The organism is Ruegeria sp. AG7, assembly GCF_056541545.1.
On record NZ_JBQFYP010000001.1, the window covers coordinates 344,310 to 361,190 of the forward strand.

Genomic DNA, 16,881 nt, shown 5'->3' on the forward strand with positions numbered 1-16,881 from the left:
TATGTCAGTATGGGCTGCATTCAAAGACCTGATAGCCGCTGTCGCCTCCGACATTTTCGTAGATACCATAGTCGATACATTCATATCTGGGCGTCGAGACGGCAGTCAGCAGCAGCCGTTCCCCCGCCTCGCGGTCACAACCCAGAACACCAACCGTGACAGCCGCGTCGCCCAGCACGTCGAGGATCGGGCAGCCCGAAACCTGCGCCATGGCCAGCGCGGCGCGATCCCGAACAGGGCCAAGCCGCGGGGCGTATTGCGCGTTGATCCGCACCGCCTCGGCCAGATCGCCGCGCACGCGCACGTCGAACACACTGCCGTTCACCGCCACGCGGGTGGCAGGAACGTCGCGGAAATGCGGGGTCCCTGCGGCGCAGGCGGCCAGCAGAAGAGGTGCGAGAAACCGGATCATGCCGCAGAGTTGCAGCATATTGGTTAACAGAACATTTCCAGACGTCAGGCGCGCAGAACCTCGCCCAACCGGCGGATGCCTTCGCGGATCGTCGCCTCGTCCGAGTTCGAGAAGCTGAGCCGGATCGTGTTTGCCCCGCTGCCGTCTGGGAAAAACGCCTGCCCCGGCACAAAGGCCACTTTCACCGTATCCAGCGCATGCGCCAGCAGGTCAGACCCGCTGATCCCCGCCGGGAGTGTCACCCAGACGAACATACCGCCTTCGGGGCGCGTCCACGCCACCCCGTCGGGCATGTGCTGTTGCAGCGCATCCAGCATCGCATCACGGCGCGCGCGGTAAGTGTCGCGCACTTTCGGGATATGGGTGTCAAAGCACGCTTCCGCGACCTGATGCACGGCCATCTGGTTGATGGTCGCCGAATGCAGATCCGCCGCCTGTTTCAGCAGAACCATCTGCGAGATGATCGGCTTGGCCGCAACCACCCACCCCATGCGCAGACCCGGTGACAGGGTTTTCGAGAAGCTGCCACAGTATATCGTCCGGCAGTTTTCGATCGACCCCTTGCGCGCCTGTTCCAGAGCCAGGATCGGTGGGATCGGATCACCATCATAGCGCAGCGCCTGATAGGCACCGTCTTCGATCAACGCGCAGTCCAGTTCGTCGGTCAGGTCCAGCAAGGCCTCACGGCCAGGGCGAGTCAGGGTTTCGCCTGTCGGGTTGGCAAAATCGGGCGACAGATAGGCGAATTTCACGGCGCCATTCCCTGCCGCAGCCCTGAATTCATCGGCCCCCTTGTTGCCATTGAGCCGGTCAAAGCGCGGCTCATATGCGTTGAACGCGGCAAGAGCGCCCAGATAGGTGGGCCACCCGACCAAGGCCGTGTCGCCGGGGGACAGGAACAGCTTGCCCAGATAATCCAGCGCCTGCTGCGAGCCAGAGGTGATCAGGACGTTATCCATGTCACATTCCACCCCGATCTCGCGCATGTGCTGCACCAGCCACCGGCGCAGGGGCGCATAGCCTTCGCTGACCGAATACTGCAGCGCCTGCGCCTGCATGTCCGGCCCCAATGCCTGCTGAAACGCCTGCGCGAAAGCCTCAGCCGGGAAAAGCGCGGGGTCCGGAATGCCACCGGCAAACGAAATGATACCGGGCTGATCGAGCAGTTTCAGCAGCTCGCGGATTTCTGACGCCTTCATCCGGGAGGCCCGGGTGGCAAACAATGGGTGTTGGGACATGAGGCTCCTCCGATCTCATTTCGGCGCAGCCTATGCTTTATCAAATTAAAGTCAACACTTCTGACCTAATATTTCAGCGGATTTGACCGGGTATTCTTGAACAGCCCCCCTGTCCATGGTCAAATGAGTTGACCAATTTCGGAACGAACCATGCCTTTTCAGAAAGTTCAGACGGAAAAACTGTCGCTTGCGGTCGTTCGCCAGATCGAGCTGTTGATCCTGCGCGGCATCCTGCGCCCCGGTGAGCGTCTGCCGCCCGAGCGTGAGTTGGCCGAACGGATGGGCGTGTCGCGCCCGTCCCTGCGCGATGCGGTGTCCGAGCTTCAGGAACAGGGGTTGCTGACAACAAAAGCCGGGTCCGGGATCTATGTGGCCGAGGTTTTGGGGTCGGCCTTTTCGCCAGCGCTGATCCGGTTATTCAGCAGCCATGACGAGGCCGTATTCGATTACCTGTCCTTTCGCCGCGACATGGAGGGGCTGGCGGCAGAACGGGCCGCGCGGCTGGGATCAGAGAGCGACCTGAAGGTTGTTCAGGCGATCTATGACAAGATGCGGGCGGCCCATGACCGGAACGCCGCGGACCAAGAGGCGCAGCTGGATGCCGAGTTTCACATGGCCATCATCGAAGCCAGCCACAATGTGGTGATGCTGCACATGATGCGGTCAATGTATGACCTGCTGGTGCAGGGAGTGTTCTATAACCGACGGACAATGTTCCGGCAGCGCGCGACCCGCGAGGCCATTCTGGACCAGCACAGCACTATCAACGCGGCCCTTCAGGCCCGCGATCCGGCAGCCGCACGTCAGGCCGTCGAAACTCATCTGAGCTTTGTCGAACGCTGCATGATCGATCAGCAGAAGGCAGAGCGGAACGAGGCCGTTGCGCAGCAAAGGTTGCAGCACGAAACCCGTCAGGCCTAGCGCTTTCCGAAGGCCTTCCGGGAGCGGAGCTCAGGCGGCCCCGGTCTCGGCCTGGATCAGGTGTGACGGGAAAGGTGTGCCACTGCCTTCGCCCAGATCGTCATTCGGGGCGATGGTTGTCAGGGCCGGGTCGATGAACAGCCGCGCGCCCCGGTCCCTGAGGTGTTTATGCAGCATCACATGTTCGCACACGAGGTCGCCCTTTTCATTCCGGCAGGAATAGCGCAGGCCACGCAGGGCGCGGGTCTTGTACAATCCTGCGCCGCCAAAGGCGCTATCGACCGGTATCAGGGGCATATGGGACGGAATGTGATACTGGCGGTCGAAAACCGCTGATTTCAGCAGAACTTTCCGCCATTTGCGGCGCCCGAACAGGGGCTTGCGCGTTGTCCGAATTCTTTGCCAGACGTCTTCGTCGCACCAGCCTGCGCAGCGCAAGGCATAGATATCGTAATAGGCCGGTTTGGAATTCGCGAAGACACCTTCCCAGCGTGGTACGGAACGTTGTGCGGCCGTCAGAACCGTCTGAGCGTCCAGACAGACATTCGGCCCGTTCAGATCAAGCACCAATGTCAGGTCGTGACCGCTGTCGCGTTCTTCCAGCCTGTTGAGGACAGCGTTTCTGGCCGCCGTGATCCGCTCGACCCGGCCCGGCAGTCTGGAGGCCAGACCATCCATGCGGACAAGGTCCACATTCGGGTCGCGGCGCGCGAATTCGGACAGAACCCGATCCGTACGATCGGTGTTGTCGTTTGTCGCAATGGTCACGGAATAGCGGTACAAGCGGGTGGTCAGGTCTTCGATCCTGTTGATGCTTTCGATCAGCGCGGCCCCGCCGTTTCTGACCACCCCAACAATATTCATCGAAACGTTTTCGCCTGCCACGGCCCGTCTTTCCCTGTTCTTTTTGCACCCGTCGGCCCCGAGCGGGACATTCCGACCCAAAGACGGGTACAGAATCCGGGTGATGTTCCGGTCAATACAATCAGCCCCGCCCCCAAAACAAAAGACCCGACAGCGCAATGCTCTCGGGTCATCTGCGTTTTTTACCTGTCGGTGTCCCCGTCAGTGCAGCTTGGCGCCCACATCTGCGATCGAGACCTCGATCAGCTTGTTCGCCTGCGCGGCTGTCATCTGCTTGGCCAGAACCGAGCCGGCAGCGGCAATCGCAACCGAAACGGCCTGATCGCGCACGTCTTTCACAGCCGAGGCTTCGGCCGAGGCAATCTGGTCCTGCGCAGCAGCCAGACGGCGTTCGATCGACTTTTCGAGATCGACCTTCGCCTGGTCCGCAGCCAGAGCCGCGTCCTGTTTGGCCGCCTCGACAATCGCATCAGCCTGTGCCTGCACTTCACGCTGCTTGCGCTCGTACGAGGCCAGCAGGCTGCGTGCTTCTTCATGCAGGGCGCGGGCTTCGTCCAGCTCGGCCTTGATGCCTTCGGCACGGTTGTCCAGCGCACCGCCGATCATGCCCGGCACCTTGAAGTAGAACAGGACCGCGATGAAAACGATGAAGCCCAGAAGGACCACAAAGTCGGTGTTGCCAAGCGAGAAGAACGGGCCGCTTGCAGCCAGCGCGGGGCTGGCGGCACCAACGATCAGGATAAGGGCAAGAGTGTTCCGCATGTCACTTATCCTTTCATCTGCGTGTCAATGGCACTGTCGATGGCTTTGGCATCCGCCTCGCCGCCCAGCGCGGTGACCAGTTCAGCCGCCGTATCCTTGGCGACCACTTGAATGCTTTCCAGCGCACCGGCACGGATTTCGGCAATTGCCTTTTCCGATTCAGCCGCCTTTGCAGCGATTTCCGCATCCGCCCTGGCAATCGCGTCATCCAGACCAGCCTGGATTTCAGCACGGGCTTCGGCCGCGATACGCTGCGCTTCGGCACGGGCATCGGCCAGCGCCTTGTTATAGGCCTCTTCGGCCTCGACCGCTTTGGCCTTCAGATCTTCGGCCGCAGCCAGGTCATTTGTAATGGTCCCCCGGCGCTCGGCCAGGATCGCCGCGATGCGGGGCAGAGCCACGCGAGACAGGACCAGAAAGATGACGACCAGCGTAATGACCAGCCAGAAAATCTGGTTGGGGAACCAATCGAAGCAGAGCTGCGGCATCCCGATGGCAGAGCCATGCGAGTCGACGCACGCGCCAACTACTTCTTCGCTAATGGGTTCAGTCGCCATGATGTCCTCCGTCGGAACGTTGTCTTTACAACAGGTGGGCCGCTATGGCTTGGACCCACCTGCGCGTAAGGATCAGGTTCCGCAGATTAGACGGCGAACATCAGCAGCAGCGAGACCAGGAATGCGAAGATCCCCAGGGCTTCTGCGAATGCGATACCGATGAACAGGGTTGCGGTCTGCGAAGCAGCCGCCGAAGGGTTGCGCAGGGCGCCGGCCAGGAAGTTGCCTGCAACGTTGCCCACCCCGATTGCGGCTGCGCCGGAACCGATTGCTGCCAGGCCTGCGCCGATGTGTGCGAGATCGCCTTCCATGATGTTTCTCCTTACGAATTGGAAGTTTCGATGTTGGGTTATCGGACCTTAGTGCGAAGGATGCAGCGCATCTTTCAGATAAACACAGGTCAGAATGGTGAATACGTAGGCCTGAATGAAGGCCACAAGGACCTCGAGACCATACATTGCGGTGATCGCCAGAACTGACACAGGCGAAATCAGGGAAATTGCGGCAAAGCCTGCAAACACCTTGATCACCGCGTGGCCTGCCATGACGTTACCGGCAAGACGAATGGAGTGGCTGACGGGGCGTACGAAGTACGAGATCAGCTCGATGATCGCCAGGATCGGGCGCAGCGCCAGCGGCGCGCTGGAGACCCAGAACAGGCCCAGGAACGCGGCACCGTTCTTGACGAAACCCAGAATGGTCACGGTCAGGAACACGGCCAGCGCCAGCGGGATTGTCACGGCGAAATGCGATGTGGTGGTGAACGAGGTTGGGATCAGACCCAGGAAGTTCGCGGTCACAATGAACATGAACAGGGTCATGACATAGGGGAAGAACTTGACGCCGTCCTTGCCGCAGATGTCTTCCAGCATCTTGTAGATGAAGCCATAGGCCAGTTCCGCGATCGACTGCATCCGGGTCGGGACGATGGCACGCTTTGACGTGCTGAGAACCAGCAGGCCAAAGATCGCCACGATGGCCAGGAACAGCCACAGGGTCACGTTGGTGGGCGTGTACCAGGCAATCTCGCCACCGAACAGCGGCTTGACGATGAACTGGTCCATCGGGTGAAACACCAGGCTGCTGGCTTCTGCTGCGTGGTCTGCGCCTTCGGCGCCGTGTGCTGCGGTGGTCTCGCTTGCCACGTTCAGTCCCTCTCGTCCTTTTCGGCCTGCATATCGGCCGCTTGTTTATCTTGAACCTCTTGCGCGCTGCGGAGCATAACCTTCACGCCCGCGACAAGGCCCAGCAATGTGAACAGCACCAGAAAGATCGGGATCGTCCCGAGCAGGCTGTCCAGCCCGTATCCGATGCCAAATCCGATCCCAAGACCGGAAACCATTTCGATGACCATCCTCCAGGCAAGCTCGCCCCCGGATATGTCACTGTCAGCGCGGGCAGCCGGCTTTCTGGCCTTTTTCGCCGCGTCGATCTTGGCCTCAAGCTGCGCCATACGCTGCTTTTGGTCGTCATCGGTCACGGACGGAATCCTCGCGCTGTCTTGCGCATGGTGCTAAGGCGCGAAAGGCGCAGAGTCAACGGCGTTGATGGTGTGAAATGACGCAGGCTAATAAATTGTTTTTAAACAGTTATTTTTGGCTTGATCGCCCGATCGAATTGCCTGCCTTTGGCCTGAGCGGCAGTAATCGCCCCAAAACCCATATTCAACCTTTTGGTTGATCTTTGCGCGCTAGCTGCGGCCACAGGCGTCGAACGAGACGTCCATCGATCAGCAAGAGCCCGGCAAAAATCGCCGCCATGCCCATCAAATGTTCGGGTTGCAGAGTTTCCCCCAGAACCCAGGTTCCAAGTATCAGGGCGGAAACCGGTGCGATCAGCGTGACAGTCGAAATGTTGGTTGGCCCGACTCTGGGCAGCAACCAGTAGAAGGCAATGAAAGCGGCCGAGGTCAGCACAAATCCGATCATCAACAACGAAAGCCATGTTTCAGTGCGCTCGATCATCGGCAGGCCTTCACGCCAAAGTGCCAAGGGTAAAATTGCCAAGGCCGCCCCGGTCAGGGCCAGGGCGACCAGCACCACCGGCTGCATGTCACGGAAGGCCCGCGCAATGTTGACGGAAAACGCGTAACAGATGGGTGCGCACAGGGTCAGCAGAACCGCCCAGAACTGAGATGTTTCGCCATTGTGCAAAATCGGGACGGACAACACGACAATCCCAATGAAGCCGCACACTACGCCAAGGGATTTCAACAGCGTCGCACGCTCGCTTCCCGGCCAGAAATGCGAAACGATAACGGCAAAGGCCGGTGTTGTCGCATTCACGATCCCTGCCACGCCGGACGCGATATACTGCTGCCCAAGCGCATAGAACGCAAATGGTGCGGCATAGCTGAGTGCCCCGAACCCCAGCAGTCCAATGGCGCGCCCGAGTGTCAGGTGAACCGGCATACGGGCGGCAATCACATAGATCCAACAGCCCAGAGCCCCAAATGCAACCCGTCCCAACGATACGGATAGCGGCCCAAGTTCGCGCAGCAATATGGCGTTGAACATGAAAGACATGCCCCACCCGATGCCAAGGACGCAGATCACCAGCCAGTATTTCAGCGCCATTGCCGCCCCCTTTGTGCATCACCGCTGCACAGTGACGTGATAGGGTAAATTGTCAAACGGGTTCTCGCCCTTTAGGAAAGACCCATGTCCAACGATCTCGACACCGTGTTCGCGGCCCTTGCCGACCCCACCCGCCGCGCCATTCTGGCGATGCTGCTGGAGGACGATATGGCCGTGACGGATGTCGCCGAGCCGTTCGAGATGTCGCTGGCGGCGATCTCGAAACATCTGGTCATCCTGACTAAAGCCGGGCTGATATCACAGGAAAAGCGCGGCCGGGTGAAGTGGTGCAAGCTGGAACCCGACGCGCTGCGCACCGCTTCGGTCTGGATGCAGGGGTTCGGTCAGTTCGAACCCATCAACCTGGATGCGTTCGAACGGTTTCTGGAAGTCGAGCTTCCGATCTCGGATGAGACCTAGCGCACCACAAAGACCGACATGCTGGCATGTTTGGCCAGATATCCGGCGTGGCTGGAAAAGATGTAATCAGTAATCCGGGGCGCGTGGGTGCCCACGATGATCAGGTCTGCACCAATCTCTTCCGCCGCGCGGGTCAGGTCGCTGTCCACTTCGGCAGCAACATCAACCGAGTGTATCTTGCGCACCGCGACCTCGCCCGCGCCTTCTGATACAAGCTGTTCGGTGAAGTCGGCCAGTTGCTTGTTTATCTCAGCCTCGGTTTCCGAGGATGCACCCATATGGGCCCCGCTGACACTGACCAGAGTGATCTTGGCGCCTTGCCATTTTGCCACCTGCGCGGCGACATCTGCGGCCTTGCGAACCTCGGGCGGCAGGTGGCGGTCAATCGGCAGCATGATATGTTTGAACATAATCTCCTCCTTTTGTCCGCCTTCCAAGGTAGTCCTGAGACCAAGGGCCTGCCTTGATCTGGCTCAACAGATTCTGCTTTTGGAATTCGTGGGCAATCTGTACCGGTTTCAGACCGGGAGCGGCGTTACTCAGCTGCCCGGCGTTGGGGAATGGAGCGCGGGGCCTCTTCTTTCAGCAGCATCAGCAGCGCAATGACCGTCAGCGCCACACCGCCCAGGATCAATCCCGTCGGGACTGGTTTGCCCAGCGCGATTTCCCACAGGATCACCCAGCTTGGCACCAGATAGGTATAGGCCATGACCTTGGCCGACGGCAGCCGGAGCGAGGAGAATTGCACCAGGACGAAACTGGCCGCCGTTGCGAAGAATGAGATATAGAACAACCCGATCCAGACGATGGCGGGAAGAGCTGCCCAATCGGTTGCCTTCAGGTCAGACCAGCCGAACAGGACCAATAACAGGCACCCGGCAACCAGCGTACCGAACGTGAACACGACGGCAGGTTCTCCGCGGTTCAGTCTGCGGATCATGGGGGTGTAAATCGCGTGCGCGACGCATCCCCAGAAATAGATGACCTCGCCCTCGCCGATCTGGAAGGCGCGGAACATCTGCCAGTCGGCCCGAAAGATCACCCACAGCGCCCCAATCGCACCGATGGACAGGGCTATTGCCATGCGCGTCGTGGTGATCTGGCGCAGCAGGACCCAGCCCGCAATGGCCGAGACAACGGGGGTCAGGGTGAAAACCGCGGCAGCGCTGACCGGCGGGGCGGTTTGCAGCCCGTAAAACATCAGGACAAAGTAGGTGGCGAACAACCCGCCCAGCACCAGATACCGCCAGGGCGCCTGCGCGGCACTGCGGGGCAGACCGGTTGTTGCCAAGGCCGCCACACCAATCACCACAGCCGCGAAGGCAAAGCGCACCGCATTCAGGGCAGCAGGGGCAATTTCGTTGGCAATCATCGACCCAAGCGAGAAACTGCCTGCAACAAGGGCCGAAAAAGTCAGCATGGCCAGATGGCCGCGCATCTGCGGATTCATGGGCACCAGCCTTTGGAGGCCTCTTTCAGAAAACTCAGGAACGTTTGCACCTTGGTGGTTCGGTGCAGGTCCACATGGGTCACCAGCCACAGGTTGCCGAACCATTCCGGAAGCGGGTCGATCACTTCGACCAGACTTTCATGACGGGCGGCCTCCCAACGGGCCATGAAGCCGATACCGGCCCCAGCCAGAACGGCCTCGCGCATACAGAAATTGTTGGTGCAGCGAAAGGTAATGCGGTCGGCGGATACCGTGTTGCGCAGCCACCGGGTGAACGGCGCTCGGCTGCCTTCATCGTCAGAGCTGACGAAGTGGTGGTTCCCGAAATCCTCGATGCCCGAAGGTTTGCCGTGCCGTTCGATATAAGAGGTGCTGGCATAGAGGCCGACTTCTTCCTGCCGGAAGGGTTGCACAACGTTGTCGGGCTGATCCGGGGCTGATCCCGCGCGGATTGCAACATGCGCCTCGCCATATTCCAACCGGAACAGGCGGTCTCCGGTCAGGTAGCGCACGATCAGCTCGGGGTGCATCTTTTGAAACTCGGTCAGCGTCGGCACCACCAAAGGCGCGATGGAGCCCAGCGACGTCACCACCAGTTCACCCGATACATCGTCACCGCGCCCCTTCATCCGGCCGACAAGCTGGTTGAACTGGTCTTCGGTGGCCTGCGCCACGCGCAGCAAATCGTCGCCCGCTTCGGTCGGGGTATATCCCCGCGCGTGGCGCTGGAACAGTTTGACACCCAACCGGGCCTCGATCGCGTCGATGTGGCGGATCACTGTGGCGTGGTGCACGCCCAGAACCTCGGCCGCGCCGCTGACGGTTCCCATGCGCGCCACCTGATAGGCGGTCCGCACCTCATCCCAATTGTCCATCGTCACACCGTTCTGTGCAATTTCTAACAATAGCTGTTGATGTATCCGAGTTTTGTTCGCAAACGCAACAGCCATATTGGGATCAGAACAAGATTTCCCTGACCTAAAGGACCCGAAAAATGGCTAAAACCATCCTGCATATAGACGCCTCTGCCCGCCGCGCGGGTTCGACCACCCGCGACCTGTCTGACCGCATTGTCCGGCAGTTGGGTGCCGCCCGCATCGTCCGCCGAGATCTGGCCACCCCCCTGCCCCTGCTGACCGAAGACTGGATCGCCGCCAACTTTACTCCGGCCGAGCAGCGCGACGACCTGCAACGCGACCGGCTGGCCCTTTCGGACGCGCTGGTGACCGAATTGCAAGAGGCTGATACCATCGTTATCGGCCTGCCGATCTACAACTTCTCGGTCCCCGCTGCATTCAAGGCCTGGATCGACCTGGTCGCCCGCGCGGGCCTGACCTTTTCCTATTCGAAGAACGGCCCAAAAGGGTTGCTGGAGGGTAAACGCGCCATTCTGGCAATCGCGTCGGGCGGTACCGCTGTCGGATCCGAGATCGACTTTGCCACCAACTATGTGCGTCACGTTCTGGGCTTTATCGGCATCCATGATGTAGCGATCATCGCCGCGGATCAGATGGCGGTGAACCCCGAAGCCGCGCTGGAAAGCGCCAAAAAGGCGGTAACAGAACTGGCGGCCTGATCGCCACTGGTCATTAAGCCCTGAAACGTCCAGTCTGCTGGTCAGATGGAACTGGCGGACTGGATGGCGCGCATGAAGAAGATCGGAATTCTGGGCGGTGTGGGCTGGGCCTCGACCGTGGACTATTACAGGGCCATTGCCGAAGGTGCCGGGCGTCACTTTGCGGCGCGCGGCCACGGCGCGCCCCTGCCGATCCCTGCCATAACCATCGAATCTGTCACACAGGCCAAGACCCGCGCCCTGCGGGGTGTCGCGGGGGACGAAGCCAGCTGGGCGGCGTTTGATGCGGTGTTTCGCGACGCGCTGCTGACGCTGGAGCGCGCAGGCTGCGATTTTGGCATCATAGCGTCCAACACCCCACACGCGCGGCTGCACGCGATCAGACAGGGTGTTTCCATGCCCATCCTCAGCATTTTCGATGCGACGGCAGAGGCCACGGCCAACACAGGCGTGTCAAACGCATTGGTGCTGGGAACAACCGTGACGATGCAGGCCACCAACTATGCGGATCGTCTGGCGGCCGAGGGCATCACCGCGAATGCGCGGCTGCCCGACCCCGAGATTTCCGAGATGCAGGCCATGATCGACAGTGATTTCTACGGTGGCGCCTCTGATGCGGCCCGTGCAAGACTGCTGGCCTTTTGCGACAAACACGCCCGTCCCGGAACCGCCATTCTGCTGGCCTGTACCGAGTTGCCGCTTGCCTTTCCAAACCATCTGGATGACCCGGTATTCGAGGCCGACGGGCACCTGTTCATCAACCCGTCCGCCGCTCATGTCGCCGCCGCGCTGAAACTGGCGCTTGAGTGATCAGGGCAGCCACATAACGGTGCAACCGATGCGATCGAAGAACGCCATCACGTCGGATTGTTTCATCACAACGGTACGGTCATTGACCAACGGGTGCATATAAATCACCTCGGCCCCTTGGGCAGCGGCGTCCATGAAAAATTGCACATCGTTCTGCACGCCGTTGATCATCGCCAGCGGGCTGACCGCACCGGGGCGAATACCAAGGTTCTGCAACAGCCGGTCTGCCGAACCGAAAGACAGGGCGCCGACACCCAGTTCTGCGCCCAGCGCCTTGAGGTCAATCTCGCGGCTTTGTTCCAGCGTCACCAGGTAGTTGCGCTTTTTCTTGTCGCGCAAGTACAGGTTCTTGACCCGCAACGCGTTCTCGCCCGGCACCATGAACTGGCCTTCTACGGCCTTGGAGTCCTCGACCGTACGCAAGGGAACATGGGTATGCAGGCGGTAGGGCAGCCCCCAGTCATCCAGCTGCGCCAACAGCGCGTCAGAACTAAGCGGCAATGTATCCTGAAATGTGGATGATGCGTCCATGAGGCCCTCCTGTTTGTAGCGCTCATCGCGCAACATGGCGGCGAATTCAAGCTGGGGCAGAGCAGAAAACGGTGCTAGCGTGCCGCCATGAAAGTCACTCGAAACACTCCGACCCAACTGATCCTTGCCGACACGCCCTGGTTCATCGGGATCATGCTGGTCTTTTTCATACTGGCCTTTGTCGGCGCAGGGCTGGTCATGGTCAGTGACGGCGGCGAGAATATCTGGTTCGGGCTGTTCTTTGCTCTAATCGGCGGCGGGCTAGGTGTCGGGGCGTTCTGCGTTTTCGTGCGGCGGGTTCAGGTCATTCTGGACCGCACAAAGAACCGCATTCTGATCCGCAGGCAGTCTGTCTTTGGCTATGAAGCGGTCGAGCATCAGCTGTCCAGCCTGTCCCATGCCGAAGTTGAAAGCTCGACTTTCCACAGCGACAGCAGCAGTTCGACGCTGTATCGCCCGGTTCTGGTGCTGGACAAGGGAATGAGCGAAGGGCGTCATCCGATTGTCGATGCGTTCTCGAACGGGCGCGGCGCGCATAAACTGGTTGACGCGGTCAACGCATGGCTGCCCGCGCAGCAGGAAGACACGAAGGAACAGGCCTGACGATTACAGGACTTGTCCATGCTCCAGCCAGGCTCGATCGGCCGGTGTCACCATTTCGGACAGGCGCGCGTCGTATCGGGCCATGTCATCGGTGGTCAGCTTGCCCTCCCATTTGTTGCTGGTCCCGGACGAGAAGAACTGCGCGTAATCCTGAAATGCGCTTTTGAAACCGGGCTGCTGCGAAGCGCGCCGGGCGTTTTCCTTCATTGAACCAAAGCTTGCGGCCTCAGCGATATCGTCGATCATTTCTGGTGCGATCTCGGTCCCCAAGATGTTTGCGATCCGCGCCACCTGCCCCGGCAAATCGCGGCTGAGTTCGGCGTAATGCAGGAAATGGATGTTTGGCAGATGCCGGAACGCGCAGAATGAACGGTAATGGTGGACGTATGAGGCCAGCGTCAGATCGTCGGTGCCCTTTGACGAGGCGGGCCGGTCGAGGAACATCGCGAAGGCTTCGGACAGATCATCGGGAAACAGGTAGTCCAGCCAGTCGTCTTTCATGTTTTCCACATGGCGGCGCAGCGAGAAATGCACGTCAACCGGATGACGATGCACCACCAGATAGGTCGCATCCGGGGAATAGGTGATCCCGTCCAAAGGTGTGTGAGTCTTGATGCACCGTCTGTGCGTCTGTGCGGCAAGTATTCTGTCCTGCTCCTCACGATCTCTGAACCCGCAATCCAGCCAGGGTGAGACCGCGTTGTTGTACACGACTGGATCCGCGGTTTTGGTGATCAGCATTCGTACCAGCGTCTGCGTCCACGTGGTGCCGCATTTGGGAGGCGTGCAGACAAAGATGTCGTCGGGACGGATTACGAAGTCGGACCAGATATCGGTATTCGTGACTTCACCGACATAATCCTTGGTGCGCTGCGGCAATGGTTGACTCATGACCAAACTCCAAAACTGACCCCGACCTTTGGACGCTACACGAAAGTGGCCAGATGCTCAAAGCGTTTGCCTTGACTCGCAGCGCCCAGAGGCGTAGATGACCACCAATCATCCGGAAGCGTCTTGATCTTCCGGTCCCTTGAGTCGTTCAGGGATCGCCCCCCACCAGCGAGTTTCGCCCGTGGGGGCAATGCCATTTGGCATTACCCCCACGTTTGGTTCGGTGGGAGGGGGCAATTATGTATTTAACCGGCGCTACCTAGCTAGGGAGTGCCACATCTAAACCGGCTAAGGAGGCCGAAGGCATGTTTGAAAATCTATCCGAACGCCTTTCCGGCGTCTTTGACCGGCTAACCAAACAGGGTGCCCTGTCTGAAGAAGACGTCAAGACCGCCCTGCGCGAGGTCCGTGTTGCCCTGCTTGAGGCCGACGTCTCGCTGCCGGTGGCGCGTGAATTCGTAAAGAAGGTGCAGGACCAGGCGACCGGTCAGGCGGTGACCAAGTCGATCACCCCCGGTCAGCAGGTCGTCAAGATCGTGCATGACGCGCTGGTAGATACCCTGCGTGGCGAGGAAGACCCCGGCAAGCTGAAGATCGACAACCCGCCTGCCCCGATCCTGATGGTCGGTTTGCAGGGTTCGGGTAAGACCACCACCACCGGTAAACTGGCCAAGCGCCTCAAAGAGAAAGAGGGCAAGAAGGTCCTGATGGCCTCGCTCGACGTTTATCGCCCGGCGGCGATGGACCAGCTGGCGGTTCTGGGCGCGCAGGTCGGTGTTGATACGCTGCCGATTGTACCGGGCCAGAAACCCGTCGACATCGCCAAGCGCGCCAAGCAACAGGCCACATTGGGCGGCTATGACGTCTACATGCTGGATACCGCCGGTCGCCTGCATATCGACGAAGTGCTGATGGACGAGGTCGAGCAGGTCCGCAACGCGGTTGACCCGCGCGAGACCCTGCTGGTGGTTGACGGCCTGACCGGTCAGGTCGCCGTTGAGGTGGCCGAAGAATTCGACGCCAAGGTCGGTATCTCGGGCGTGGTCCTGACCCGGATGGACGGGGACGGGCGCGGTGGTGCGGCGCTGTCTATGCGCGCGGTGACTGGCAAGCCTATTCGCTTTGTCGGTCTGGGCGAGAAGATGGACGCGCTGGAGACCTTCGAGCCGGACCGGATCGCCGGACGTATTCTGGGCATGGGCGACATCGTTGCCCTGGTCGAAAAAGCCCAGGAAACGATGGAGATGGAACAGACCGAGCGCATGATGAAGCGCATGGTCAAAGGTCAGTTCAACATGAATGACCTGAAGATGCAGCTGGAACAGATGATCCAGATGGGCGGCATGCAGGGCATGATGGGCATGATGCCGGGCATGGGCAAAATGGCCAAGCAGATGGATCAGGCGGGTCTGGACGACAAGATCCTGCGCCAGCAGATCGCCTTGATCCAGTCCATGACCAAACGCGAACGCGCCAACCCGCAACTGTTGCAAGCCAGCCGCAAGAAACGGATTGCAGCCGGTTCGGGGATGGAGGTCAGCGACCTCAACAAGCTGCTCAAGATGCACCGGCAGATGTCGGACATGATGAAAAAGATGGGCAAGATGGGCAAAGGCAAGATGCTGAAACAGGCCATGAAGGGCATGTTCGGTAAAGGTGGTCCCAGCCCCGAAGACATGGCTGCCGGCATGGACCCCAAGGCACTGGAACAGGCGGCCAAAGCGATGGGCGGCAAGATGCCCGGCGGTCTGCCTGGTCTGGGCGGCGGCATGGGGCTACCTCAGGGCCTGAGCGGGTTTGGCAAGAAGAAGTAATGAACGCCATCGCCCAACATATCCCCCGACTTGAAACCGAGCGCCTGATCCTGCGCGCGCCGTCCGAGGCTGATCTGGACGCCGATACCGCGTTTTTTGCCAGCGATGCGGCGAAGTTCGTCGGTGGACCACTGCGCCGGGATGAGGTTTGGCGACTGATCGCTTCGCTGCTGGGCCACTGGTCCCTGCGCGGTTACGGGTTCTGGAGTGCCGAGGAAAAAGCCTCGGGCACTTATGTCGGGCGGATCGGGCTTTGGTGCCCCGAAGGCTGGCCCGAACCCGAAATCGGCTGGACACTGATGAACCACGCCACCGGCAAGGGTTACGCGACCGAGGCAGCACTCGCCGCACGGTCTTATGCGTATGATGTTCTGGGGTGGAAAACGGCGATCTCGCTGATTGATCTGGACAATCTTGCCAGCAAGGCCGTGGCGAAACGGCTGGGCGCGCAGTTCGAGTATCACTATGACCACCCCAAATTCGGCAGGTCCGAAATCTGGCGGCACCCCGCGCCTGCGGATCTGGAGAATGGCGGGATGGAGGCCTACGCATGACCGCGTTCACCATCCCCACCGTTGAAACCGAACGCCTGATCCTGCGCGCGCCGCATCTGGATGATCTGCCTGCGCTGACCGCATTCTTTGCGACCGAGCGCAGCCATTTGGTGGGCGGACCCCGGGACGCGCTGGAAAGCTGGGGCATGTTGGCCAGACGCCTTGGGCACTGGGCGTTGAAAGGATTTGGCCTCTGGCACCTGACCGATAAATCCAGCGGTCGGTTCGCTGGCGGCGTCGGCCTGATTGACGCCCCCGGCTGGGACGAGCCTGAACTGGGCTGGACCGTGATGGAAGATTTCGAAGGTAAAGGTTTTGCCTATGAGGCGGCGCTTGCCGCACGGTCCTATGCGGCGCGGCATCAGGGCCTGAACGGGGTGATTTCGTATATCGCCCACGAAAACGATCGATCGCGCGCTTTGGCCGAACGGTTGGGCGCAACGCTGGAGCGTGACAATGCCGAACTGCTGGGCCAGCCCTGCCAGGTGTGGCGGCACCCCAAGATTGACGTTTCGACACCCGAAAGGACCGGCCAATGAACAACCCCGTGACACGCGCGGCTGCATTGCTGAAAGAGCATCGCGAAAGCATCGACCGGCTGGATGCGATCCTTGTCTATACGCTGGGCGAGCGGTTCAAACACACACAGGCCGTTGGCAAGCTCAAGGCCGAACACAACCTTCCCCCGTCCGATCCCTCGCGTGAGGCCACGCAGATCGCACGGCTTGAAGACCTGGCGAAAGAGGCCGATCTGGACCCCGATTTCGCCAAGGCTTTTCTGAATTTCATCATTCAGGAAGTCATCCGACACCACAGGAAACACCAAGGGTGAACCAGAGGTTCAGCAACCATCAGAATTAACCGGAAAACACACCGGCCAATCAAATACACGCCTCCGGCGT

At 60.2% G+C, this 16,881-nt stretch carries 23 protein-coding genes; 9 read left to right on the forward strand and 14 right to left on the reverse strand.

Annotated features, from left to right (window positions below):
* Positions 1-4: 4 nt before the first annotated feature.
* Both ACR0BF_RS01770 and ACR0BF_RS01775 read right to left on the reverse strand, forming a co-directional pair.
* Entirely contained in the window at positions 5-430 is a 426-nt protein-coding gene (locus ACR0BF_RS01770) for a hypothetical protein (protein WP_480494675.1), read from the reverse strand.
* Positions 431-456: 26 nt separating this feature from the next.
* A complete protein-coding gene (locus ACR0BF_RS01775) occupies positions 457-1,650 on the reverse strand; it encodes an aminotransferase-like domain-containing protein (RefSeq protein ID WP_480554740.1) in 1,194 nt (397 codons plus the stop codon).
* 150 nt (positions 1,651-1,800) lie between these two features.
* Here ACR0BF_RS01775 and ACR0BF_RS01780 point away from each other — a divergent pair, with 150 nt between their 5' ends.
* Complete coding sequence (locus ACR0BF_RS01780) at positions 1,801-2,571, forward strand: FCD domain-containing protein (protein WP_267365974.1); 771 nt, start codon at positions 1,801-1,803, stop codon at positions 2,569-2,571.
* A gap of 30 nt (positions 2,572-2,601) precedes the next feature.
* Here ACR0BF_RS01780 and ACR0BF_RS01785 read toward each other — a convergent pair whose 3' ends face one another.
* From ACR0BF_RS01785 to ACR0BF_RS01815, 7 genes are all read right to left on the reverse strand, one after another.
* A complete protein-coding gene (locus tag ACR0BF_RS01785) occupies positions 2,602-3,456 on the reverse strand; it encodes a hypothetical protein (RefSeq protein WP_480624148.1) in 855 nt (284 codons plus the stop codon).
* A gap of 180 nt (positions 3,457-3,636) precedes the next feature.
* Positions 3,637-4,197 (reverse strand): F0F1 ATP synthase subunit B, encoded by a 561-nt coding sequence (locus tag ACR0BF_RS01790; protein WP_480494680.1) that lies wholly within the window; start codon positions 4,195-4,197, stop codon positions 3,637-3,639.
* Positions 4,198-4,202: 5 nt separating this feature from the next.
* On the reverse strand, positions 4,203-4,754 hold the full coding sequence (locus ACR0BF_RS01795) for a F0F1 ATP synthase subunit B' (protein WP_480494682.1): 552 nt from the start codon (positions 4,752-4,754) through the stop codon (positions 4,203-4,205).
* An 86-nt stretch (positions 4,755-4,840) separates the two neighbouring features.
* A complete protein-coding gene (locus ACR0BF_RS01800; RefSeq protein ID WP_005981269.1) occupies positions 4,841-5,065 on the reverse strand; it encodes a F0F1 ATP synthase subunit C in 225 nt (74 codons plus the stop codon).
* Positions 5,066-5,113: 48 nt separating this feature from the next.
* The gene (locus ACR0BF_RS01805; RefSeq protein ID WP_267366759.1) at positions 5,114-5,899 is read right to left on the reverse strand and encodes a F0F1 ATP synthase subunit A; all 786 of its coding nucleotides are present in this window, start codon (positions 5,897-5,899) and stop codon (positions 5,114-5,116) included.
* 2 nt (positions 5,900-5,901) lie between these two features.
* Positions 5,902-6,234: an AtpZ/AtpI family protein gene (locus tag ACR0BF_RS01810; RefSeq protein ID WP_480605950.1), complete on the reverse strand. Its 333-nt coding sequence runs from the start codon at positions 6,232-6,234 to the stop codon at positions 5,902-5,904.
* Between the two features lie 184 nt (positions 6,235-6,418).
* Complete coding sequence (locus tag ACR0BF_RS01815; RefSeq protein ID WP_480624149.1) at positions 6,419-7,330, reverse strand: DMT family transporter; 912 nt, start codon at positions 7,328-7,330, stop codon at positions 6,419-6,421.
* Between the two features lie 84 nt (positions 7,331-7,414).
* Here ACR0BF_RS01815 and ACR0BF_RS01820 point away from each other — a divergent pair, with 84 nt between their 5' ends.
* Positions 7,415-7,750 carry an ArsR/SmtB family transcription factor gene (locus ACR0BF_RS01820; protein ID WP_480507349.1) on the forward strand — a complete coding sequence of 112 codons (336 nt, stop codon included), beginning with the start codon at positions 7,415-7,417 and terminating at the stop codon, positions 7,748-7,750.
* Here the strand turns inward: ACR0BF_RS01820 and ACR0BF_RS01825 are convergent.
* The 3 genes from ACR0BF_RS01825 to ACR0BF_RS01835 form a co-directional block, all read right to left on the reverse strand.
* Complete coding sequence (locus ACR0BF_RS01825) at positions 7,747-8,160, reverse strand: universal stress protein (RefSeq protein ID WP_480624150.1); 414 nt, start codon at positions 8,158-8,160, stop codon at positions 7,747-7,749. The genes ACR0BF_RS01820 and ACR0BF_RS01825 overlap by 4 nt on opposite strands.
* A 125-nt stretch (positions 8,161-8,285) precedes the next feature.
* Positions 8,286-9,200, reverse strand: coding sequence for a DMT family transporter (locus ACR0BF_RS01830; protein ID WP_480624151.1), 915 nt, complete (start codon positions 9,198-9,200; stop codon positions 8,286-8,288).
* Complete coding sequence (locus ACR0BF_RS01835) at positions 9,197-10,075, reverse strand: LysR family transcriptional regulator (protein ID WP_480494788.1); 879 nt, start codon at positions 10,073-10,075, stop codon at positions 9,197-9,199. The genes ACR0BF_RS01830 and ACR0BF_RS01835 overlap by 4 nt, the downstream gene beginning before the upstream one ends.
* A gap of 119 nt (positions 10,076-10,194) precedes the next feature.
* On the opposite strand from ACR0BF_RS01835, the gene ACR0BF_RS01840 reads away from it, so the two are divergent.
* Positions 10,195-10,776: an FMN-dependent NADH-azoreductase gene (locus ACR0BF_RS01840; RefSeq protein ID WP_480624152.1), complete on the forward strand. Its 582-nt coding sequence runs from the start codon at positions 10,195-10,197 to the stop codon at positions 10,774-10,776.
* 72 nt (positions 10,777-10,848) lie between these two features.
* Positions 10,849-11,586 carry an aspartate/glutamate racemase family protein gene (locus ACR0BF_RS01845; protein WP_480559637.1) on the forward strand — a complete coding sequence of 246 codons (738 nt, stop codon included), beginning with the start codon at positions 10,849-10,851 and terminating at the stop codon, positions 11,584-11,586.
* Here the strand turns inward: ACR0BF_RS01845 and ACR0BF_RS01850 are convergent, their stop codons facing one another.
* Positions 11,587-12,117 (reverse strand): prolyl-tRNA synthetase associated domain-containing protein, encoded by a 531-nt coding sequence (locus ACR0BF_RS01850; protein WP_480473923.1) that lies wholly within the window; start codon positions 12,115-12,117, stop codon positions 11,587-11,589.
* Positions 12,118-12,204: 87 nt separating this feature from the next.
* Between ACR0BF_RS01850 and ACR0BF_RS01855 the strand changes: the two genes are divergently transcribed.
* Positions 12,205-12,720: a hypothetical protein gene (locus tag ACR0BF_RS01855; protein ID WP_480624153.1), complete on the forward strand. Its 516-nt coding sequence runs from the start codon at positions 12,205-12,207 to the stop codon at positions 12,718-12,720.
* Between the two features lie 3 nt (positions 12,721-12,723).
* On the opposite strand, the gene ACR0BF_RS01860 is transcribed toward ACR0BF_RS01855, so the two are convergent.
* A complete protein-coding gene (locus ACR0BF_RS01860) occupies positions 12,724-13,611 on the reverse strand; it encodes a sulfotransferase domain-containing protein (RefSeq protein WP_480624154.1) in 888 nt (295 codons plus the stop codon).
* A 305-nt stretch (positions 13,612-13,916) separates the two neighbouring features.
* Between ACR0BF_RS01860 and ffh the strand changes: the two genes are divergently transcribed.
* Genes ffh through ACR0BF_RS01880 form a run of 4 tightly spaced genes read left to right on the forward strand, consistent with a single transcriptional unit; the run spans position 13,917 to position 16,811 of the window.
* On the forward strand, positions 13,917-15,425 hold the full coding sequence (gene ffh / locus ACR0BF_RS01865) for a signal recognition particle protein (RefSeq protein WP_209506127.1): 1,509 nt from the start codon (positions 13,917-13,919) through the stop codon (positions 15,423-15,425).
* Positions 15,425-15,979 carry a GNAT family N-acetyltransferase gene (locus ACR0BF_RS01870; RefSeq protein WP_480624155.1) on the forward strand — a complete coding sequence of 185 codons (555 nt, stop codon included), beginning with the start codon at positions 15,425-15,427 and terminating at the stop codon, positions 15,977-15,979. Before ffh ends, ACR0BF_RS01870 begins: the two co-directional genes overlap by 1 nt.
* On the forward strand, positions 15,976-16,518 hold the full coding sequence (locus tag ACR0BF_RS01875; protein WP_480519419.1) for a GNAT family N-acetyltransferase: 543 nt from the start codon (positions 15,976-15,978) through the stop codon (positions 16,516-16,518). Before ACR0BF_RS01870 ends, ACR0BF_RS01875 begins: the two co-directional genes overlap by 4 nt.
* Positions 16,515-16,811 carry a chorismate mutase gene (locus ACR0BF_RS01880; protein ID WP_209506121.1) on the forward strand — a complete coding sequence of 99 codons (297 nt, stop codon included), beginning with the start codon at positions 16,515-16,517 and terminating at the stop codon, positions 16,809-16,811. Before ACR0BF_RS01875 ends, ACR0BF_RS01880 begins: the two co-directional genes overlap by 4 nt.
* Positions 16,812-16,881 lie beyond the last annotated feature (70 nt).

What these genes read in the sequence shown, in the direction of transcription:
- ACR0BF_RS01770 (WP_480494675.1), bottom strand. Translation starts at nt 430, where the DNA reads ATGCTGCAACTCTGCGGCATGATCCGGTTTCTCGCACCTCTTCTGCTG.
- ACR0BF_RS01775 (WP_480554740.1), bottom strand. Translation starts at nt 1,650, where the DNA reads ATGTCCCAACACCCATTGTTTGCCACCCGGGCCTCCCGGATGAAGGCG.
- ACR0BF_RS01780 (WP_267365974.1), top strand. Translation starts at nt 1,801, where the DNA reads ATGCCTTTTCAGAAAGTTCAGACGGAAAAACTGTCGCTTGCGGTCGTT.
- ACR0BF_RS01790 (WP_480494680.1), bottom strand. Translation starts at nt 4,197, where the DNA reads ATGCGGAACACTCTTGCCCTTATCCTGATCGTTGGTGCCGCCAGCCCC.
- ACR0BF_RS01795 (WP_480494682.1), bottom strand. Translation starts at nt 4,754, where the DNA reads ATGGCGACTGAACCCATTAGCGAAGAAGTAGTTGGCGCGTGCGTCGAC.
- ACR0BF_RS01800 (WP_005981269.1), bottom strand. Translation starts at nt 5,065, where the DNA reads ATGGAAGGCGATCTCGCACACATCGGCGCAGGCCTGGCAGCAATCGGT.
- ACR0BF_RS01815 (WP_480624149.1), bottom strand. Translation starts at nt 7,330, where the DNA reads ATGGCGCTGAAATACTGGCTGGTGATCTGCGTCCTTGGCATCGGGTGG.
- ACR0BF_RS01820 (WP_480507349.1), top strand. Translation starts at nt 7,415, where the DNA reads ATGTCCAACGATCTCGACACCGTGTTCGCGGCCCTTGCCGACCCCACC.
- ACR0BF_RS01825 (WP_480624150.1), bottom strand. Translation starts at nt 8,160, where the DNA reads ATGTTCAAACATATCATGCTGCCGATTGACCGCCACCTGCCGCCCGAG.
- ACR0BF_RS01830 (WP_480624151.1), bottom strand. Translation starts at nt 9,200, where the DNA reads ATGAATCCGCAGATGCGCGGCCATCTGGCCATGCTGACTTTTTCGGCC.
- ACR0BF_RS01835 (WP_480494788.1), bottom strand. Translation starts at nt 10,075, where the DNA reads ATGGACAATTGGGATGAGGTGCGGACCGCCTATCAGGTGGCGCGCATG.
- ACR0BF_RS01840 (WP_480624152.1), top strand. Translation starts at nt 10,195, where the DNA reads ATGGCTAAAACCATCCTGCATATAGACGCCTCTGCCCGCCGCGCGGGT.
- ACR0BF_RS01845 (WP_480559637.1), top strand. Translation starts at nt 10,849, where the DNA reads ATGAAGAAGATCGGAATTCTGGGCGGTGTGGGCTGGGCCTCGACCGTG.
- ACR0BF_RS01850 (WP_480473923.1), bottom strand. Translation starts at nt 12,117, where the DNA reads ATGGACGCATCATCCACATTTCAGGATACATTGCCGCTTAGTTCTGAC.
- ACR0BF_RS01855 (WP_480624153.1), top strand. Translation starts at nt 12,205, where the DNA reads ATGAAAGTCACTCGAAACACTCCGACCCAACTGATCCTTGCCGACACG.
- ACR0BF_RS01860 (WP_480624154.1), bottom strand. Translation starts at nt 13,611, where the DNA reads ATGAGTCAACCATTGCCGCAGCGCACCAAGGATTATGTCGGTGAAGTC.
- ffh (WP_209506127.1), top strand. Translation starts at nt 13,917, where the DNA reads ATGTTTGAAAATCTATCCGAACGCCTTTCCGGCGTCTTTGACCGGCTA.
- ACR0BF_RS01870 (WP_480624155.1), top strand. Translation starts at nt 15,425, where the DNA reads ATGAACGCCATCGCCCAACATATCCCCCGACTTGAAACCGAGCGCCTG.
- ACR0BF_RS01875 (WP_480519419.1), top strand. Translation starts at nt 15,976, where the DNA reads ATGACCGCGTTCACCATCCCCACCGTTGAAACCGAACGCCTGATCCTG.
- ACR0BF_RS01880 (WP_209506121.1), top strand. Translation starts at nt 16,515, where the DNA reads ATGAACAACCCCGTGACACGCGCGGCTGCATTGCTGAAAGAGCATCGC.